The organism is Streptomyces pyxinae, assembly GCF_024756275.1.
GTDB lineage: Bacteria > Actinomycetota > Actinomycetes > Streptomycetales > Streptomycetaceae > Streptomyces > Streptomyces pyxinae.
This window is the reverse complement of sequence record NZ_JANUGQ010000049.1, coordinates 1-14,809: the sequence shown is the minus strand read 5'-3', so window position 1 is coordinate 14,809 and position 14,809 is coordinate 1. Positions and strand designations below refer to the sequence as shown.

Genomic DNA, 14,809 nt, shown 5'->3' with positions numbered 1-14,809 from the left:
CCGGAGGGGTGTGGGGGGTGTTCGTGGGGGCGGGGGGGGGGGGGAGGGGGAGGGGGGGGGGGGGGAGGGGGGGGGGGGGGGGGGGGGGGGGGGGGGGGGGGGGGGGGGGGGGGGGGGGGGGGGGGAGGAAGGGGGGGGGGGGGGGGGGGGGGGAGGGGGGGAGGTGGTCCCGCCGGGGGTGAGAGCCCGGTGGATCGGCCCCCGGGCCGCCAGGGTCACCAGCAGTGCGAGGGCGGTGAAGGCGGCGGGCAGCGCCAGGGCGGCCGAGGGTCCCAGGCCGTCCGCGACCAGCCCGGCGACCGCCGAACCCGCCGCTCCGCCCAGGGCGATGAAACTGCCCACACCGGCGAACGCCTGGGTCATGTTCCGCCGCGCGGTCATCTCACCGATGAGCTGGAACTCCTCGGCCCCGGCAGGAGCGATGGGCAGCCCGCTGAGCACGAGCAGGCACCCCAGCAGCACCAGGGACCAGGACGGCGGCAGTCCGGCCGAGTGCGCCCGCTGGACCACCGGCAGGGTCGCCAGGGCCAGGGCGAGGACCACCAGCAGCCGTACATACCGCCGGAAGGTGGTTCCGCGCGGAGTGCGGGCACCGTAGAGCAGTCCGCCGGCCACACTGCCGGCGGACTGGAGGGCGACCAGCGTGCCGGCCAGTTCGGCCGCCGAGCCCTGGGCGCGGAGCGCGGCGGTCACGGCCACGGCGAGGGCGCTGGACAGGGCCGCCGTCAGGGCGATGGCCAGGAGTACGGCCGGTGCGGCGATGCCGCGCCCGGACGCCGGGATACGCCCCGCCCGGGGCCCACCGCTTCCGGACGTCGGCGCCCCACTCGTACCGACGGTGTCACTCTCACCGCCGGTCTTACCGCCGGTGTCACTCGTACCGACGCCGCTCATGTCGCCGGTGCCGTGCGGGGCGGAGCGCCGGCGCACCGCACCGGCCCGCCCGTACCCGACCGCGCCCCCGCCCAGCAGCACCCCCGTGACCAGCAGCGCGTTCCGGGGCCCGGTGAACGCGCCGAGCACAGTGACCGCCGAAGGGCCGAGGATGAAGAGCAGTTCACTGAGGGTCGCCTCAAAGGCGTAGGCCCGCTTCCGGAGCGCGTCGTCCTCGGTGAGGTCGGCCCACAGGGCCCGTACGGAGGCCCCGACCGGCGCGGTGGTGAGCCCGGCCGCGCCCGCCGCCGCGAGGAGCATCCCCACCGGGGCCCGGTCCGCCCCGAGCGCGGCCGCCACCAGGAGCAGTCCGGCGAGCGGACCGGTGATCCGGAGGACCGGCGCCGGACCGGTCCGGTCCATCAGCCGGCCGATCGCCGGACCGCCCACCGCACCGCCCACCGCGTACGCGGCACCGGCCCCGCCGGCGGCGGCCAGCGAGTGCCCGGAGCGCACCAGGGTGAGCAGCAGGGCGAGCGGCACCATGGTCCCGGCCAGCCGCGCGAGCGCGGCGGGCAGGACCGCCGCGCTCGCGCCCGGGAGCCCGAGCAGCTCCCCGTACCTCTTGATCACGGCAATGGCCCCACAGCGGCGGCCACGGCGGGACCCGTGCCGGCCCCGGGCGCGGAGACGGCCCCCGGCCCGGAACCGGCGCCGGCCCCGGCGTCGGCCCCGGCGTCGGCCCCGGGCGCGTACTCCGGTTCCGGGTCGGGATCGGCGAGGCGGAAGACGTCCGCACCGGTCTCGGCCCGCCAGACCAGCCGCTCCCGACCCTCCTCCAGAGCGACCACGGCAGCCCGGGTCCGGATGAAGTTGTTGCTGCGGCCGAGCGAGTAGGCGCCGGTGTCGTGCAGACAGAGCGGGTCGCCGGCGCGCAGATCGGCCGGCAGCTCCACCGCCAGCGTGTGGATGTCGTTCTCGTAGCAGAGCGGCCCGGCGACCGACCACACCGCCCGCTCCGCCCCGTACGTCCGCCCGAGCGGGACCAGGCGGTGCGCCTCACCGCTGCCGGTCCACGGGGCCACGTTGTTGCCGCCGTCCAGGATCAGCCAGCGGGCCTCCGGCAATTCCTTGCGCGACATCACCCGGGTGACCATGGCCATGGCGTCGGAGACCAGCCAGCGCCCCGGCTCACAGCCGAGCGCCACCCCGTCCAGGCCCTGGTCCCGCATCAGCCCGTCCACCTCGGCGAGGAGCAGGGCCAGATCCAGGACCGGTTCCTCCTCCGCCGCCGGCTCGCCGCCCTGCTGGCTCCACAGGGCGGAGAGCGGACCGGAACGGGGGCGGCGGATGCCCGGCACCCCGAAGCCGCCGCCGATGTTGACCTCACGGAGGCCGAACCGCCGGTGCAGCGCCGCCGCCTCGTCGAGTACGGCCTCCAGCGCCCGGACCATCAGCTCGTGGTGCACGATCTGGCTGCTGAGGTGGGCGTGGACGGCGGTGAGCGACAGGTGTGGCGAGGCGGCGATCCGCTCCACGAGCCGGCCGAGCCGGGGCGAGCCCACCGGCCAGCCGAACCGGTTGCGCCGGGCGGCCCGCTCGGCCTGCTGCCGGTACGAGGGGTCGGAGGAGGTCGAGAGCGGCAGCCCAGGGGAGACCCGGATGCCCACCTCGACCGTGTCGCATCCGGCCTCGGCGGCGATCCGCTCCAGCGTCTCGATCTCGTCCTCGCCGTCGATGTGCACCCGCACGCCGTGCCGGAGCGCCGCCGCGAGTTCGGCCTCGGTCTTCACCGGGCCGTTGAACACCGTTTCGGCGGCCCGGAACCCCGCCGCCAGGGCGGCTTCCAGCTCATACCCGGACACCACGTCCGCGCCCAGACCCCGGCGGGCCAGCCGGCGGCAGAGGTAGGGGAGGTAATTGGTCTTCACCGAGTAGTAGACGCGAGCCGGCCGGCCCAGCCCGTCGAGCAGGCCCAGCAGCCGGTCCGTCGCCCGGTCCAGCCGCGCGGTGTCCAGGACCTGGACGGGGGTGCCGTACCGGGCCGCCACCGCCAGCAACCGGTCGTAGTCCCAGGCCGGTTCGCCGGCCGGCGGGGCAGTGGCCGTCCGGGCCCGCTCATCGCCCGGCCGGGCCGTCCCCAGGCCCGCCGGGGCCGCCGGCCGGCTCGTCGGGGCCGCCCGGTCGGCCGGGTCCGCCCGGGTCGCCGGGTCCGCCTGGGCCCTCCGCACCCCGCTCATCGGACCGCCTCGCCCACGACGGCCGGCACGGCTCCGGCGGCCGGCAGGGCTCCGGCGGCCACCGGGGAGACGCCGGTGAGCAGCCGGAAGCCCGCGTCGATGTGGTCCCGCTCCAGCAGTTCCCCGTACCTGCGTTGCCAGGCGCCGGAGTCGAGATCCGCGCGGAGCCGTGCCACCCCGCGCTCGACGGCCGCCGGATCGGTGAGCGCGAAGGCCGAGCAGGCGCGTCGCATCAGGGGATCGAGATAGGTCTCCGGGCGGCGCCAGAACGCCGTCATGAAACCGTCGGTGAAGTCGTGCCACACCGGCAGTTCGGTGATCTCACAGGGTCCCAGCAGTTCGGTCAGCCGGGTGAGCGAGGGCACCCGGGAGCGTTCCGCCTCGGCGATCTCGGGGACGTAGTCGCGGGTGAACCAGAAGTCGGCCTGCACGTCCATGTCGTACGTGACGACCGCGAACCGGTCCGCCACCCGCAGGAGTTCGGACACCCCGGCTGCCAGGTCCGTCCAGTGATGGACGGTGAGTACGGCCTGTACGGCGTCGAAGGACCGATCGTCGAAGGGGAGTTGCTCTGCCCTGCCGTTGACGCAGGGCGCGGCCTCCGGACGACGCTGGGCACGCATCTCGGCCGACGGCTCGACGGCGACCACCGGCAGGTCGGTGGGCTCGTAGGCGCCCGACCCGGCACCGACGTTGAGGACGGTACGGGCGTCCCCCAGCGCGGCCCGGATGAGGCGCGCCCACCGGGGGTCGGGGCGGCGCACGGCCGAGTAGCCGACACCGATGCGGTCGTAGACCGGGTTCCCCGGGGCGGCCTCCAGAACGGCCGCGCCCTTCACCACGGCGGTCACGACGCCTCACCGGCGGCGCTCGCCAGCACCTCGGCCTCATACTCCTCGCCGTACCGCCGCTGCTCCCAGGGGTTGACCGCCACCAGCCACACGTCCCGGTGGCCGCCTTCGGCGGTGAGGTGCTGGATGTCGGTCACGTGGTGGAACATCAGGCGGTCGTCGAAGGCCACCGCCTGCCCGTCCTGAAGGGTCGTGCGGAAGAATGGCTCACCCCCGCCGAGCGGCATCAACTGGGTCTCGCCGCCCGTTATGTTGTGGCGCCGGGTGACCGCGACGATGCCGAAGTGGTGGCCGTCCCGGTGCGGACCCTCCGGTGCGGCGACGCCCTTGACGTCCGGGGTGGAGACCACCCGGCACTGGTGGATGTTGAGCTGCCAGTCGCTGTCCCTGTCCAGGTCCAGCGCCTCCGCCCCGGCCGCGATGAGCGGCGTGGGGTCGACGGTCAGCGGCTCCAGGGTGCGCAGCTGCCCGCCCACCAGGTCGTTGTACTGACGCGGCTGGGCGAAGTGCCGGTGCGGCAGCAGCTCGAGCCGCCACTCCCCGTCATGGTGAAGCCTGAACTGCGAGAAGCGGCGGTAGCGCTGTTCCGACCCGGTGTACGGATCGAGCGGCAGGTTCTCGAACTGGGAGAGCGTGTAATCGTCGAGCGGTGGTGTGTCGATGATCGTGAAACCTTGTGCGTTCAAGCCCATCAGAACTCTCCTGACACCCCGGGCCGAAGGGGCACCCCCGTAGCCCGCCAACACGTTGACCAGGCGAGGCTAGGTAGGTGAACGATGCATGAACAAGAAGCTAATCACCCGATCGGTAGACGACGGAATCCGCGATTCACCCACGCCGGAGCCTCTGCCTCCACCGCCAACCCTGCCTGCCACAAGCCCACTTGACCGAGGCGATCGAGCGTGGCCGGGGTACCACGTGCGAGGGACCCCCTGGCCGAAAACCGTCGCCGCGCCCATCCGGGCCGCCGGGCCCGCGCCCGCTCGGGCTGCCACGCGGCCGGTCCCGGGGCCCCCGGCCGGTCCCGAGCCCGGGCCCGCCCGGGGCCATGCGGGCGGGCCACCGGGGGAACTCGCCACCGCCCGGGGCCCATCAGCACCCGGGCCCACAGCGCCCCGGAGCCCGCCACCGCCCGGGTCGTGGCGCCCCGCCCGCCGGACCACGCCTCGGCCGCCCGGGCGGCCGCCGCGTCCGGCCCCGAGCCCGCGTCCCGCCGGGGCTCACCGTCCAAGGAGCCCGCGCGCGATCGCCACCCGTACGCCCTCCAGCGCGTGCGCCCCGTCCTCGACGTCCCACAGCGAGTCCTGGAGCACCCGGCCCAGCGTCCAGGCCCGCGCCCGGTCCCGGTCCAGGCCCAGGACCTCGGTCATCAGGTCGAACCGCCACCGCAGCCCGGCCGGTTCGAACCGGTCGCACAGCCCCGGCAGCAGCTCGAAGCCCGGGTCGCCGGCGAGCGGCCTGGGGTCGATGGCCAGCCAGGGTTCCCGGTCGGCCGCGAGGACGTTCTCCAGGTGCAGGTCCCAGTGGAGCAGCCGGTCCCCGGGCTCGCCGGCCACCTCCCGTACCGCCGCCGCGCACTCCCGCAGCAGCCGCCGGTCGTCCTCGCCGGCCAGCGCCGCCAGCGCCTCCGGCACGGCCGCCAGCATGTCCGCGGCGATGTCCCCCAGTCGCCGCAGCCCCTCGGGCGCGGGGCCCGCCGTCAGCCGGGCCAGCAGCTCGGCCAGTACCCGGGTCGGCTCCCGGGTGCCGGGCACCGACGACAGCTGCCGCCGTTCGTCCAGCCGCTCCAGCAGCAGGGTGCCGGTCGCCGGGTCGTCCCGGAGCAGCCGTACCGCGCCCGCCCCGTCCCAGGTGCGCAGCGCCACCGCCTCGCCCGCGCTCTCCTCGTCCAGCAGCTGGAGCTTGAGCGCGGCGGGAGTGCCGTCCCCGGCCGTCACCGGCACCACCAGCGCGGCCATGCCGTGCATCACGGGCCCGGTGGGCCGCAGCCCCCACTCCGCCAGGAAGCGTTCGGTCCGCGCCGGCAGTTCGGCGACGAACTCCCGCCCGGCGTCCCCGTTGCACTCGATCTGCGTCCTGGCCAGCGCGGCCGGCACCTCGATCACACCGCTCCCCTCGCTCCCGGAAGGCCTCCCGGGGAAGTCCCGTCAACAAGTCCCCCGGGGAAGTCCCGGCCAGGAAGTCCCCCGGGGAGCCCTGCGGGGAGCCCCAGGACGTCCACAGGGACGTCCCCAGGGAGTCCCCGGGGAGTCCCCGGGGACTCCCCATGAAGTAACGTCCCGCCAACCACGGCGACGACAGCGCCGCCCGGCCCGAGCACAGCACCATGGCTCCCCCGGCACAACCGCATTTCCCCCACGACCACCCCACCGAGCACCAGGCACCAGGCGTCAAGCACCGAGCACGAGCACCGAGGCAGGCCCATGAACACCGTCAACGGCGGCATCTCCTTCTGGCACGCCCGGCAGGGCACCCCCGCGCTCCGGGAGCCGCTGCCCGGCGACGCCCCGGCCGATGTGTGCGTGGTGGGCGGCGGGTACACCGGGCTGTGGACGGCGTACTACCTCAAGAAGGCCGCCCCCTACCTCAACATCACCGTCCTGGAGGCGAAGTTCTGCGGCTACGGCGCCTCCGGACGGAACGGCGGCTGGCTCTACAACGGCATCGCCGGCCGCGACCGGTACGCCAGGCTGCACGGCCATGACGCCGCCGTACGGCTCCAGAAGGCGATGAACGACACCGTCGCCGAGGTGATCCGGGTCACCGGCGAGGAGCGGATCGAGGCCGACATCCACCGGGGCGGGGTGCTGGAGGTCGCCACCACGCCCGCCCAGCTGGCCCGGCTGCGGGCCTTCCACTCCGTCGAGCTGGCCTTCGACGAGACCGACCGGCAGTGGCTGGGGGCCCGGGAGACCGCCGGGCGGATCCGGGTGAGCGGCGCGGTCGGCGGGAGCTGGACCCCGCACGGCGCCCGGCTGCACCCGGTGAAGCTGGTCCAGGGGCTGGCGGCGGCGGTGGAGGCGCTGGGCGTGACCATCCACGAGTGGACACCGGTCAGCGAGATCCGGCCCAAGCACGCGGTCACGCCGTACGGCACCGTCCGGGCGCCCTATGTGCTGCGCTGCACCGAGGGGTTCACCGCCTCGCTCAAGGGCCGGCGGCGCCTCTGGCTGCCGATGAACTCCTCCATGATCGTCACCGAGCCGCTGGCGCCGGAGGTGTGGGACGAGCTCGGCTGGGCCGGCCGGGAGACGCTCGGGGACATGGCGCACGCCTATATGTACGCCCAGCGCACCGCCGACGACCGGATCGCGCTGGGCGGCCGGGGCGTCCCGTACCGCTACGGCTCCCGCACCGACGATGACGGCCGCACCCAGCCGGCCACCGTCACCGCCCTCCGCGAGCTCCTGGTCCGGTTCTTCCCGCGCCTCGCCGGGACCCGCGTCGAGCACGCCTGGTCCGGGGTGCTGGGCGTGCCGCGCGACTGGTGCGCCACCGTCACCCTGGACCGCTCCACCGGGCTCGGCTGGGCGGGCGGATACGTCGGCTCGGGCGTCGCGACGGCCAACCTCGCCGCCCGTACCCTGCGCGACCTGATCCAGCGGGACGCGGGGCAGGCGGGCGCCACCGAGCTGACCGCCCTGCCGTGGGTGGACCACCGGGTACGCCGCTGGGAGCCCGAGCCGCTGCGCTGGCTGGGCGTCCAGGCGCTGTACGCCGCCTACCGGGCCGCCGACCGCCGGGAGGCCGCCGGGCGCAGCGCCCGTACCGACCGGCTGGCCGTGCTGGCCGACCGGATCGCGGGGCGGTGACCCGCTTTCCTCCTCACGACTCCCATGGGGCTCAGGCCGCCGCCCGGTACCGCCCCGGGGTGGTGCCGAACTCCCGGCTGAAGGCGTGCGACAGGGCGTACGGGGTGCCGTACCCGACCCGGCGGGCGACGGCCGCCAGCGGTTCGGCGGTGTCCCGGAGCAGCCGGGCGGCCAGCGTCAGCCGCCACCAGGTCAGGTACGCCATGGGCGGCCGGCCCACCAGGGCGGTGAACCGCCGGGCCAGGGTCGGCCGGGAGACCCCGGCCGCCGCGGCCAGCCGGTCGTTGCTCCAGGGGGCGGCCGGGTCGTCATGCAGCGCCCGGAGCGCGGCGGCGGCCACCGGGTCGCCCAGCGCGGCCGGCCAGGCCCCGGACCCGGGCCCGGGCCCGGCCCCGTGCCCCGATCCGGCGCCGCCCCCGGCGACGGATCCGCCCCCGGCGCCGGCCATCCAGGACCGGACCATGTAGACCAGGAGCAGATCCAGCAGCCCCGGCAGCACGATCGCCGTCCCGGGGCGCGGCTCGGCCAGCTCACCGCCCAACAGCTCGATGGCCGACCGCAGTTCGGGGTGGTGGCCGACCCGGTGCGGCAAGTGCACCACCTGGGGCAGCTCCGCCATCAGCGGGTGCGTCCGGCTGCGGTCCAGCCGGTACTTCCCGCAGAGCAACTCCACGCCCGGCCCCGGAGGTTGGGCCGGCAGCCGGCGCTCCCACTCCTCGAACGGCACCGCCCGGGCCACCGCCTCCGCCCCGGCGGGCGCGTCGGCCATGACGTGACCGATGCCGTGCGGCAGCAGCACCGCGTCCCCGACGCCCAGCGAGACCGGTGAGCCGCCGCCGTCCGGCAGCAGCCAGCAGGAGCCCTCCAGCACGACATGGAAGCCGGCCCCCTCGTATGGGGGGAACCGCGCGCACCACTCCCCGCCGGCCCGCAGCCGGTTCGAGGACGGCCGCCCGACCCGTACCGCCGCGATCGCGTCACTCACCACATCCACCCCGCCAGCGTATCCCCGACCGCCCTCCCATGAGACGCTCACGTATTCATGGGAGCCATCCGGGCATTGAGTGACTCACCCGTCCCTCCCTAGGCTCGACCTCATGACAACCACCGAACACCTGACGCTGGGCGATGTCGACGTGATCCGGGTCGTGGAGTGGCAGCAGCCGCTGCTGCCCGCCCGGTCCCTGGTGCCGGACTCCACCGGGGAGCTGTGGCAGGAGCACCGGGAGTGGCTGGCCCCCGACCACTGGGACCCGGCGGCCGACCGGGCGGTGGTGGCCCTCCAGAGCTGGGTGCTGCGCAGCGGCGGCCGGACGATCCTGGTCGACACCGGGGTCGGCGACGGCCGCGACCGCCCGGAGACGCCCTACTTCCACCACCGGAAGGACGGCTTCCTCGATCGCCTGGCCGAGGCCGGCATCCGCCCGGAGGACGTGGACATCGTCGTCAATACCCACATCCACGGTGACCACGTCGGCTGGAACACCCGGGACGCCGGCGGCGAATGGGTCCCGGCCTTCCCCCGCGCCCAGTATCTGATCCCGGCCGCCGACGACCACCACTTCGGCCCGGCGGGCGGCTACGGCGGTGCCGGCCGGGCGGACGACCGGCTGATGTACGAGGACAGCGTCGCGCCCGTCCACCGCGCGGGCCAGGCCGTGCTCTGGGAGGGCGGCCACCGCATCGACGAGCACCTCACCCTGGAGCCCGCGCCCGGCCACACCCCCGGCTCCTCGGTCCTGCGCCTCGCCTCCGGCAGCGACCGCGCGGTCTTCGTCGGGGACCTGATCCACAGCCCGGTGCAGTTGCTCGCCCCGTCCCACAACAGCTGCTTCTGCGTGGACGCCCGGGAGTCGGCCGCCACCCGCCGCCGGGTCCTGGGCCGCGCCGAGGCCGAGCGGGAACTCGTCTTCCCGGCCCACTTCGGCGGCCCCGGCGCCCTGGAGATCCGCCGCCACGGCCAGGACTTCGCCCCCGCCCGCTGGGCCGAGTGGCACCACTGACCAACCCGGGAGCCCGGCGCCCGAAGGGCCCTGGGCCCGAGGGCCCGGAAAGCCCAGGGGCCCGGCACCCGAAGGGCCCTGGACCCGGGGGCCCGGCGCCCGGAGGCCCTGGACCCGTTCAGCGCCCCAAGGCCATGCGCCCGAGGGCCCGGAGAGCCCGAGGCCCGGCGTCCGGAGGCCCTGCACCCGCAGGCCCCTGGGCCCGGCGACCGCTGGCCCCGAGGGCCGGGAAAGCCCGGGGCCCGGCGCCCCAAGGCCATGCGCCCGAGGGCCCGGAAAGCCCGGGGGCCCGGCGCCCGGAGAATCTGGGCCCGCAGGCCCCTGGCCCGTAGGCCGGGAGGCCCGGCGCCCGGAGGCCCTGCACCCGCAGCCCGGAGGCCCGGCCTCAGTGGCCCGAAGCCTGGCCCCGGAGGACCGCAGGCCCCTGGCCCGTAGGCCCGGTGGACCCGCCTCCGAGAACGCCGGGCAGCCGGCCGGCCCGCCGCCAACGCGTGCCCGCGCACGTCCGAACGGCCCGCCACCCATGCGTGCCCGCGTACGCGCGAGCGGCTCGGCTCGGTGACGGCCCTTCCGGGTGCGGGGCATGCGAGCCGCGTTCGCGCGAATGGCGCGCTACGCCACCTCGATCCCGAAGTCCCCCACCAGCTCGGCCAGTCCGCCCCGGTAGCCCCGGCCACCGAGCAGGAACTCCCAGTCGCCACCGCGCCGCCGGAACGAGCCCAGCACCAGCGCCGTCTCGCCCGCCCGGCCTTCCGAGACGGCCAGCCGCTCCAGCTCCCGGCCGGCCGGGTCCCGGAGCCGGATGGCGGCGTCGGTGAAGCCGGCCAGATCGGCGCCCGGGTCGGCCTCCGGGTCCACCGCCGCCACCAGCACCAGCCGGTCGGCGGCGGCCGGCAGGGCGTCGAACGCCACCCGGACGGCGGCCCGGTCGCCGCCGTGCCGGCGCAACATACGCACCGAACCGCCGGGCGAGGACGGGTTGTTGTAGAAGACGAAGTGCTCCTCGCTCAACACCCGGGGCCCCGCGCACACCAGCGCGCAGACGTCCACCGCCACCGCGCCCGCCCAGTCCATCCCGAGCACATTGAAGTCCCCGGAACCGGAGCTTTCGCCCCCGGAACTCACGCCCTCTCCCCCAGCCCCAGCCCCAGCGCCGGGTTCATCCTCCTCCGGGCCCAACCGCCCCCGCAGCCCGTGCCGGTGGAGCAGGTCCACCAGCTCGGTGCCGGACACCAGGGTGAGCGGCTTGCCCTCCGCGAAGGCGTACGAGCCCGGTCCGAACCCCGAGGTGGTCACCAGCACGCCCTTGTTGGCGCCGGCGCCCTGCACCGTGCCGTACAAATCCCGCACCGCGCTGGGCGGCACCGTGTTCCGGTACCGCTTCACCTGCACCAGGATCGAGCCGCCGCTGATCGGGTCCGGGTCGACCGCCTCCACGTCCACCCCGCCGTCGTTGGAGCGCCGGGTGGTCAGCGCCTGGAGGCCACGCGCCCGGAACAGTTCGGCCACCAGCCCCTCGAAGGCGATCGGGTCCATGGTCAGCAGGTCGGGTTCGGCGCCGTCGCCGTGCGAGACCACCCCGGAGCCGACCTGCTCGGGCACCCGCACGGGGCGTACCGCCGTCCGGCCGTCGGGCCGGGTCGACAACCGGCCGCCCAGCGCCCCGGTCAGACACTCCACGGCGCTGACCAGCTCCACATTGATCCCGTGGAACACCGCCCGCTCGGCCTGCACCGCCGCCAGCACGATCCGGCTGGGCCGCCCGGTCGCCGGATCCGGTCCGGCCACGAAGCCGTTGAGCGCCACCGAGTCCAGCACCCGGGCCTCGTCGGCCGCGAACAGCTCCCGCAGCGCCAGCAGCACGCTCTGCGCCAGCACGTCCCGGTAGAGCGCCCGGCGCTGGGTCACCGGCCGGGCGGCCTCCTTCAGCTGGTCCGCGCCGGCCAGATACCGCACCGCCTTGTGCTCCGGCACCACCTCGAACCCGGGCAGTTCCCAGTCGAGCACCAGTTGCCGGGCGGCCCGGTCGTACGCCGCCGAGACCTGGCGCGGAAATCCCTCGGGCCAGCGATCGCAGGCGTACAGGGCGGCCGAGAAGTACTCCACCACCGTCTCCGGCTCGCCCGCCCGCAGGGCCCGCTCCATGTCGGCGATGCCCGCGTTGTGCTCCCGTATCGCCGCCAGCCGGCCCGCCGCCCAGCTGTCGTACTGCGCCCGGTACGCGTCCAGTTGGCGTCGCCGCTGCGCCTCGGCCGCGCTGGCCGCCGCCCAGTCCCGCTGGTGCCGGGCCCGCGCCTCGGCCTGCTCGCGGGGCCACCGGCCCGCCCGGGCCAGATAGGCCGCGAGGTCCGGCTCCGGCACCGGCCGGCCCAGCGCGCCCGGTGCGAACGGCTCCACCGCCTCCGGCTCCCGCAGCGCCGCCGCCCGGAACGCCTGCCCCGCGCACCCGGCCGCCAGCAACCCCTCCAGCTCCCGCGCCCGGGCCTCCAGCTCCCCGGTGAGGCGCAGCGCCTCCGCCTCCCGCTGCCGCCGGTACGCCTCCTTCTGCTCCCGCTGCGTCCGGCTCAGGTCCCGCTCGTAGGCCCGCCGCTGCCGCTCGACCTCCCGGTGCTGCCGCAGCACCTCCCGCTGCTCAGCCTCCCGCTGCCGCTGTGCCTGCCGCTGCTCCTCGGCCCACGCACCGATCAGCCCACTGGAACGACGCCCCATCGCCGCACCCCTCCCCGAAACCGCCCATACCCGTTGAAGCCTCAAGTGTCCCGGAAAACCCCCTCCCCCGGGTCCCCTTCGCCCCGAAAACCCCAACCCCCCACCCGTCCCCTCCCGGAGACGGCCGGCGGCCTCCTGGGTGTCCGCCGACTCACCCAGCTACGGGAGTTGCGTTTTCTCGACGTAGTAGCCGTAGGCGTAACCGCCGCTCTCGGGACCGGTGAGGGTGACCGAGAATCCGAGAGAACCGGGCTTGGAGGTGTCGATGCCGCGCCGGAAGACAGTGCTGTCGCATACGTGGGTCCCCGCGGCCGACGGCACATCCTTGTCCGCAACGGTGAACGTCAGCCTCACCGTGCCGCCACCTGTGCAGGTGAACGCGAACGACACGCTCAGCACGTCGTCCGGTGTGGTGGGATGAGTGTTGCCGAACTGCCGTTGAAGTCCACCGGAACCGCCGCCGACGAAGTCCATGGCGACAATGCCCTTATCCAGCGCGGACTTCGCCGCCTCGACGGTTGACGTTGCAGGGCGGAGCGATCCGGGTCTTCACGGCCGTGCGTCCCCAGCCCACCTGCCCCAGCACCGCACGGTACGCCTTCGAGGTGCTGTTCGTGTCGGTCCGGAGAGCCCAGCCGCGTCGCAGGAGAGACCAGATCCCTTCGACGGGGTTGAGGTCGGGTACGCAAGGTGGCAGGTAGCAGACAGTCGGCCAGTCCCGGGCCTCTGCCCATCTCCGCGGGTCGGCGGCTCGGTAAGCGTCAAGGACCCTCCGGCCACCCACCTTCGTGGACCACGGACTCACACCGGGGGCTGTCCGCTCATCTCTCAGCGGGCGACCACCGGGTCGCCCACCGCTCCGCACGCTCGCCGCACGCGTGTCCACCGTTTGCCCACAGGGGACGATCGTGGGGCTCGACAAGGTGCCGCCCAGCGCCCCGAATCGATCCTGAAAAGCGCTGAGGCCCAGGTCAGGAGCCACCTGACCTGGGCCTTTCCAGAGCCCCCTGTCGGGTTCGAACCGACGACCCCCGCTTTACAAGAGCGGTCGGCGGATCGGACCGCCGACCTGGGCCAACTCTGCCCGCAGGTAGCCGCCTCCGCCTGCCTGTCGCTGACTGCTAGTCCCCGTGGTTCCCCGGCCGTTCTGGCACGCCCGTGGCACGGCGTGCGTCTCTCGGTGCGGACTACGGGCAGGGTGGCCGTTGGGGGTTGCTGGGCTGGCCGGACGGCTGCTGTTGGTCTATGCAGGGGCGGACTCGTCCCAGCAGCCCCTGCCTGCCGCGTTGGTTATGGCAAGAGACTGCCACTGACAGCATGTGGCGTGAGTTAATTCCCGTGCTGCTCCGTTGCACCCCTGGCTCGAAGGTAACAGCACCGACCGCCAGCGACCCCCGGGAGGCATGTGTTGACAGACTTGCTGGTAGCGGCCTTGTCTGCTGGGTCTATCGTCGCGGCGGCCGTGGCAACCCCACTCGTGAGCGGCATCATGCAAGCGCGGAGCGGTGATCGCCTGCGCGCTTCGATAGGCGCGAACTTCGATCTCGTCGACAGGCTGCGCGATCGTGGCCCCGAGTGGCAACAAGAAGTCAACGAGGTCGACGTGCTGTTGCGGCGACAGATCAACCGCGTCAAGGCTCGCGATGAAGCCGATCTTGACAGGAGGATTGAGTGGAGCGCCCTTGGCGCGCTCATCTTTCTGTATGTGATCGGAATTCCTCTGCTCTACCTTCTCTACCAACCGGACCGGTGGTGGTCATGGACTCTGTACTGGGTCCTCCTGATCTTCCTTCTTGTTATGACAGTCGCTGGATTCGAGAGAGCGCTTAATTCGCCCGTGCCGTCGGCCCATAGATCTCCAACCGCTGAGCCGCCACGGTCCTCCTGATCGTCGCCCACCACTGGCCTCGCTTCCATCCCGTACGCCGTCGACCCAACACGTACGTGGAGCGGGCGCGGTGCCGGGCGTCAAGGTGGAGCGCCCCACTGGACGAACGACCTTGACGCCCGGTGCCGTGTTTGCTCGCCTTGGCTGGGTCGGCGGTGTACGGGATGGAAGCACCCCAGCCCTCCACGGGCCCGCAGGCGGCAATGGTGCCCCCGCCATCCCGGTGCCGGCCGATCCCCCGCCGGAGGCATCATCCTTCCCTCACCCTCACTACGACCACCCTCCTCTGCCCCTTTGCTTCCGCCGTCGTCCTCCGGCGTCCCGGCCGACGACAGCACCCCGGTCCATGGACTGCGCCCGGCCTGCTCCCGTCCGCTGAACCCGGGACTTCGGGTGCGGCGGGGCCTGGACGGCTTACCGCGGAGTGGTTGTC

General features: G+C 74.5%; 11 protein-coding genes, 1 tRNA gene and 1 pseudogene. 3 read left to right on the top strand and 10 right to left on the bottom strand.

Annotation, left to right across the window (positions count from 1 at the left end; translation table 11 throughout):
- The 5 genes from NX801_RS30290 to NX801_RS30270 all read right to left on the bottom strand — a co-directional run.
- A partial coding sequence (locus NX801_RS30290; protein ID WP_258791173.1) for an MFS transporter occupies nt 1-1,506 on the bottom strand: 1,506 nt, incomplete at its 3' end.
- Nucleotides 1,503-3,113 carry a diaminopimelate decarboxylase family protein gene (locus NX801_RS30285; RefSeq protein WP_258791172.1) on the bottom strand — a complete coding sequence of 537 codons (1,611 nt, stop codon included), beginning with the start codon at nt 3,111-3,113 and terminating at the stop codon, nt 1,503-1,505. The genes NX801_RS30290 and NX801_RS30285, both read right to left, overlap by 4 nt.
- Complete coding sequence (locus tag NX801_RS30280; protein WP_258791171.1) at nt 3,110-3,964, bottom strand: class I SAM-dependent methyltransferase; 855 nt, start codon at nt 3,962-3,964, stop codon at nt 3,110-3,112. Before NX801_RS30280 ends, NX801_RS30285 begins: the two co-directional genes overlap by 4 nt.
- Nucleotides 3,961-4,656: a 2OG-Fe dioxygenase family protein gene (locus tag NX801_RS30275; protein WP_258791170.1), complete on the bottom strand. Its 696-nt coding sequence runs from the start codon at nt 4,654-4,656 to the stop codon at nt 3,961-3,963. The genes NX801_RS30280 and NX801_RS30275 overlap by 4 nt, the downstream gene beginning before the upstream one ends.
- 528 nt (nt 4,657-5,184) lie before the next feature.
- Nucleotides 5,185-6,069: an aminoglycoside phosphotransferase family protein gene (locus NX801_RS30270; RefSeq protein WP_258791169.1), complete on the bottom strand. Its 885-nt coding sequence runs from the start codon at nt 6,067-6,069 to the stop codon at nt 5,185-5,187.
- Between the two features lie 318 nt (nt 6,070-6,387).
- Between NX801_RS30270 and NX801_RS30265 the strand changes: the two genes are divergently transcribed.
- Complete coding sequence (locus NX801_RS30265; protein WP_258791168.1) at nt 6,388-7,776, top strand: NAD(P)/FAD-dependent oxidoreductase; 1,389 nt, start codon at nt 6,388-6,390, stop codon at nt 7,774-7,776.
- Between the two features lie 31 nt (nt 7,777-7,807).
- On the opposite strand, the gene NX801_RS30260 is transcribed toward NX801_RS30265, so the two are convergent.
- A complete protein-coding gene (locus NX801_RS30260) occupies nt 7,808-8,770 on the bottom strand; it encodes an AraC family transcriptional regulator (RefSeq protein ID WP_258791166.1) in 963 nt (320 codons plus the stop codon).
- Nucleotides 8,771-8,873: 103 nt separating this feature from the next.
- Between NX801_RS30260 and NX801_RS30255 the strand changes: the two genes are divergently transcribed.
- Nucleotides 8,874-9,779 carry an MBL fold metallo-hydrolase gene (locus tag NX801_RS30255; RefSeq protein ID WP_258791165.1) on the top strand — a complete coding sequence of 302 codons (906 nt, stop codon included), beginning with the start codon at nt 8,874-8,876 and terminating at the stop codon, nt 9,777-9,779.
- A 612-nt stretch (nt 9,780-10,391) separates the two neighbouring features.
- Here NX801_RS30255 and NX801_RS30250 read toward each other — a convergent pair.
- The 4 genes and pseudogenes from NX801_RS30250 to NX801_RS30235 form a co-directional block, all read right to left on the bottom strand.
- The gene (locus NX801_RS30250; RefSeq protein WP_258791164.1) at nt 10,392-12,488 is read right to left on the bottom strand and encodes a restriction endonuclease; all 2,097 of its coding nucleotides are present in this window, start codon (nt 12,486-12,488) and stop codon (nt 10,392-10,394) included.
- 159 nt (nt 12,489-12,647) lie between these two features.
- Nucleotides 12,648-12,962 (bottom strand): hypothetical protein, encoded by a 315-nt coding sequence (locus NX801_RS30245; RefSeq protein WP_258791163.1) that lies wholly within the window; start codon nt 12,960-12,962, stop codon nt 12,648-12,650.
- A 157-nt stretch (nt 12,963-13,119) separates the two neighbouring features.
- Nucleotides 13,120-13,254, bottom strand: a pseudogene (locus NX801_RS30240) (transposase); the annotation flags it as partial.
- Between the two features lie 235 nt (nt 13,255-13,489).
- Nucleotides 13,490-13,563: transfer RNA gene (locus tag NX801_RS30235), tRNA-Thr, on the bottom strand.
- 387 nt (nt 13,564-13,950) lie between these two features.
- On the opposite strand from NX801_RS30235, the gene NX801_RS30230 reads away from it, so the two are divergent.
- The gene (locus NX801_RS30230) at nt 13,951-14,376 is read left to right on the top strand and encodes a hypothetical protein (protein ID WP_258791162.1); all 426 of its coding nucleotides are present in this window, start codon (nt 13,951-13,953) and stop codon (nt 14,374-14,376) included.
- The last annotated feature ends 433 nt before the right edge of the window (nt 14,377-14,809 follow it).

Bases quoted from the DNA above. Each gene is read 5' to 3' on its own strand.
- NX801_RS30275 (WP_258791170.1), bottom strand. From the start codon at position 4,656: ATGGGCTTGAACGCACAAGGTTTCACGATCATCGACACACCACCGCTC.
- NX801_RS30285 (WP_258791172.1), bottom strand. From the start codon at position 3,113: ATGAGCGGGGTGCGGAGGGCCCAGGCGGACCCGGCGACCCGGGCGGAC.
- NX801_RS30265 (WP_258791168.1), top strand. From the start codon at position 6,388: ATGAACACCGTCAACGGCGGCATCTCCTTCTGGCACGCCCGGCAGGGC.
- NX801_RS30250 (WP_258791164.1), bottom strand. From the start codon at position 12,488: ATGGGGCGTCGTTCCAGTGGGCTGATCGGTGCGTGGGCCGAGGAGCAG.
- NX801_RS30245 (WP_258791163.1), bottom strand. From the start codon at position 12,962: ATGGACTTCGTCGGCGGCGGTTCCGGTGGACTTCAACGGCAGTTCGGC.
- NX801_RS30255 (WP_258791165.1), top strand. From the start codon at position 8,874: ATGACAACCACCGAACACCTGACGCTGGGCGATGTCGACGTGATCCGG.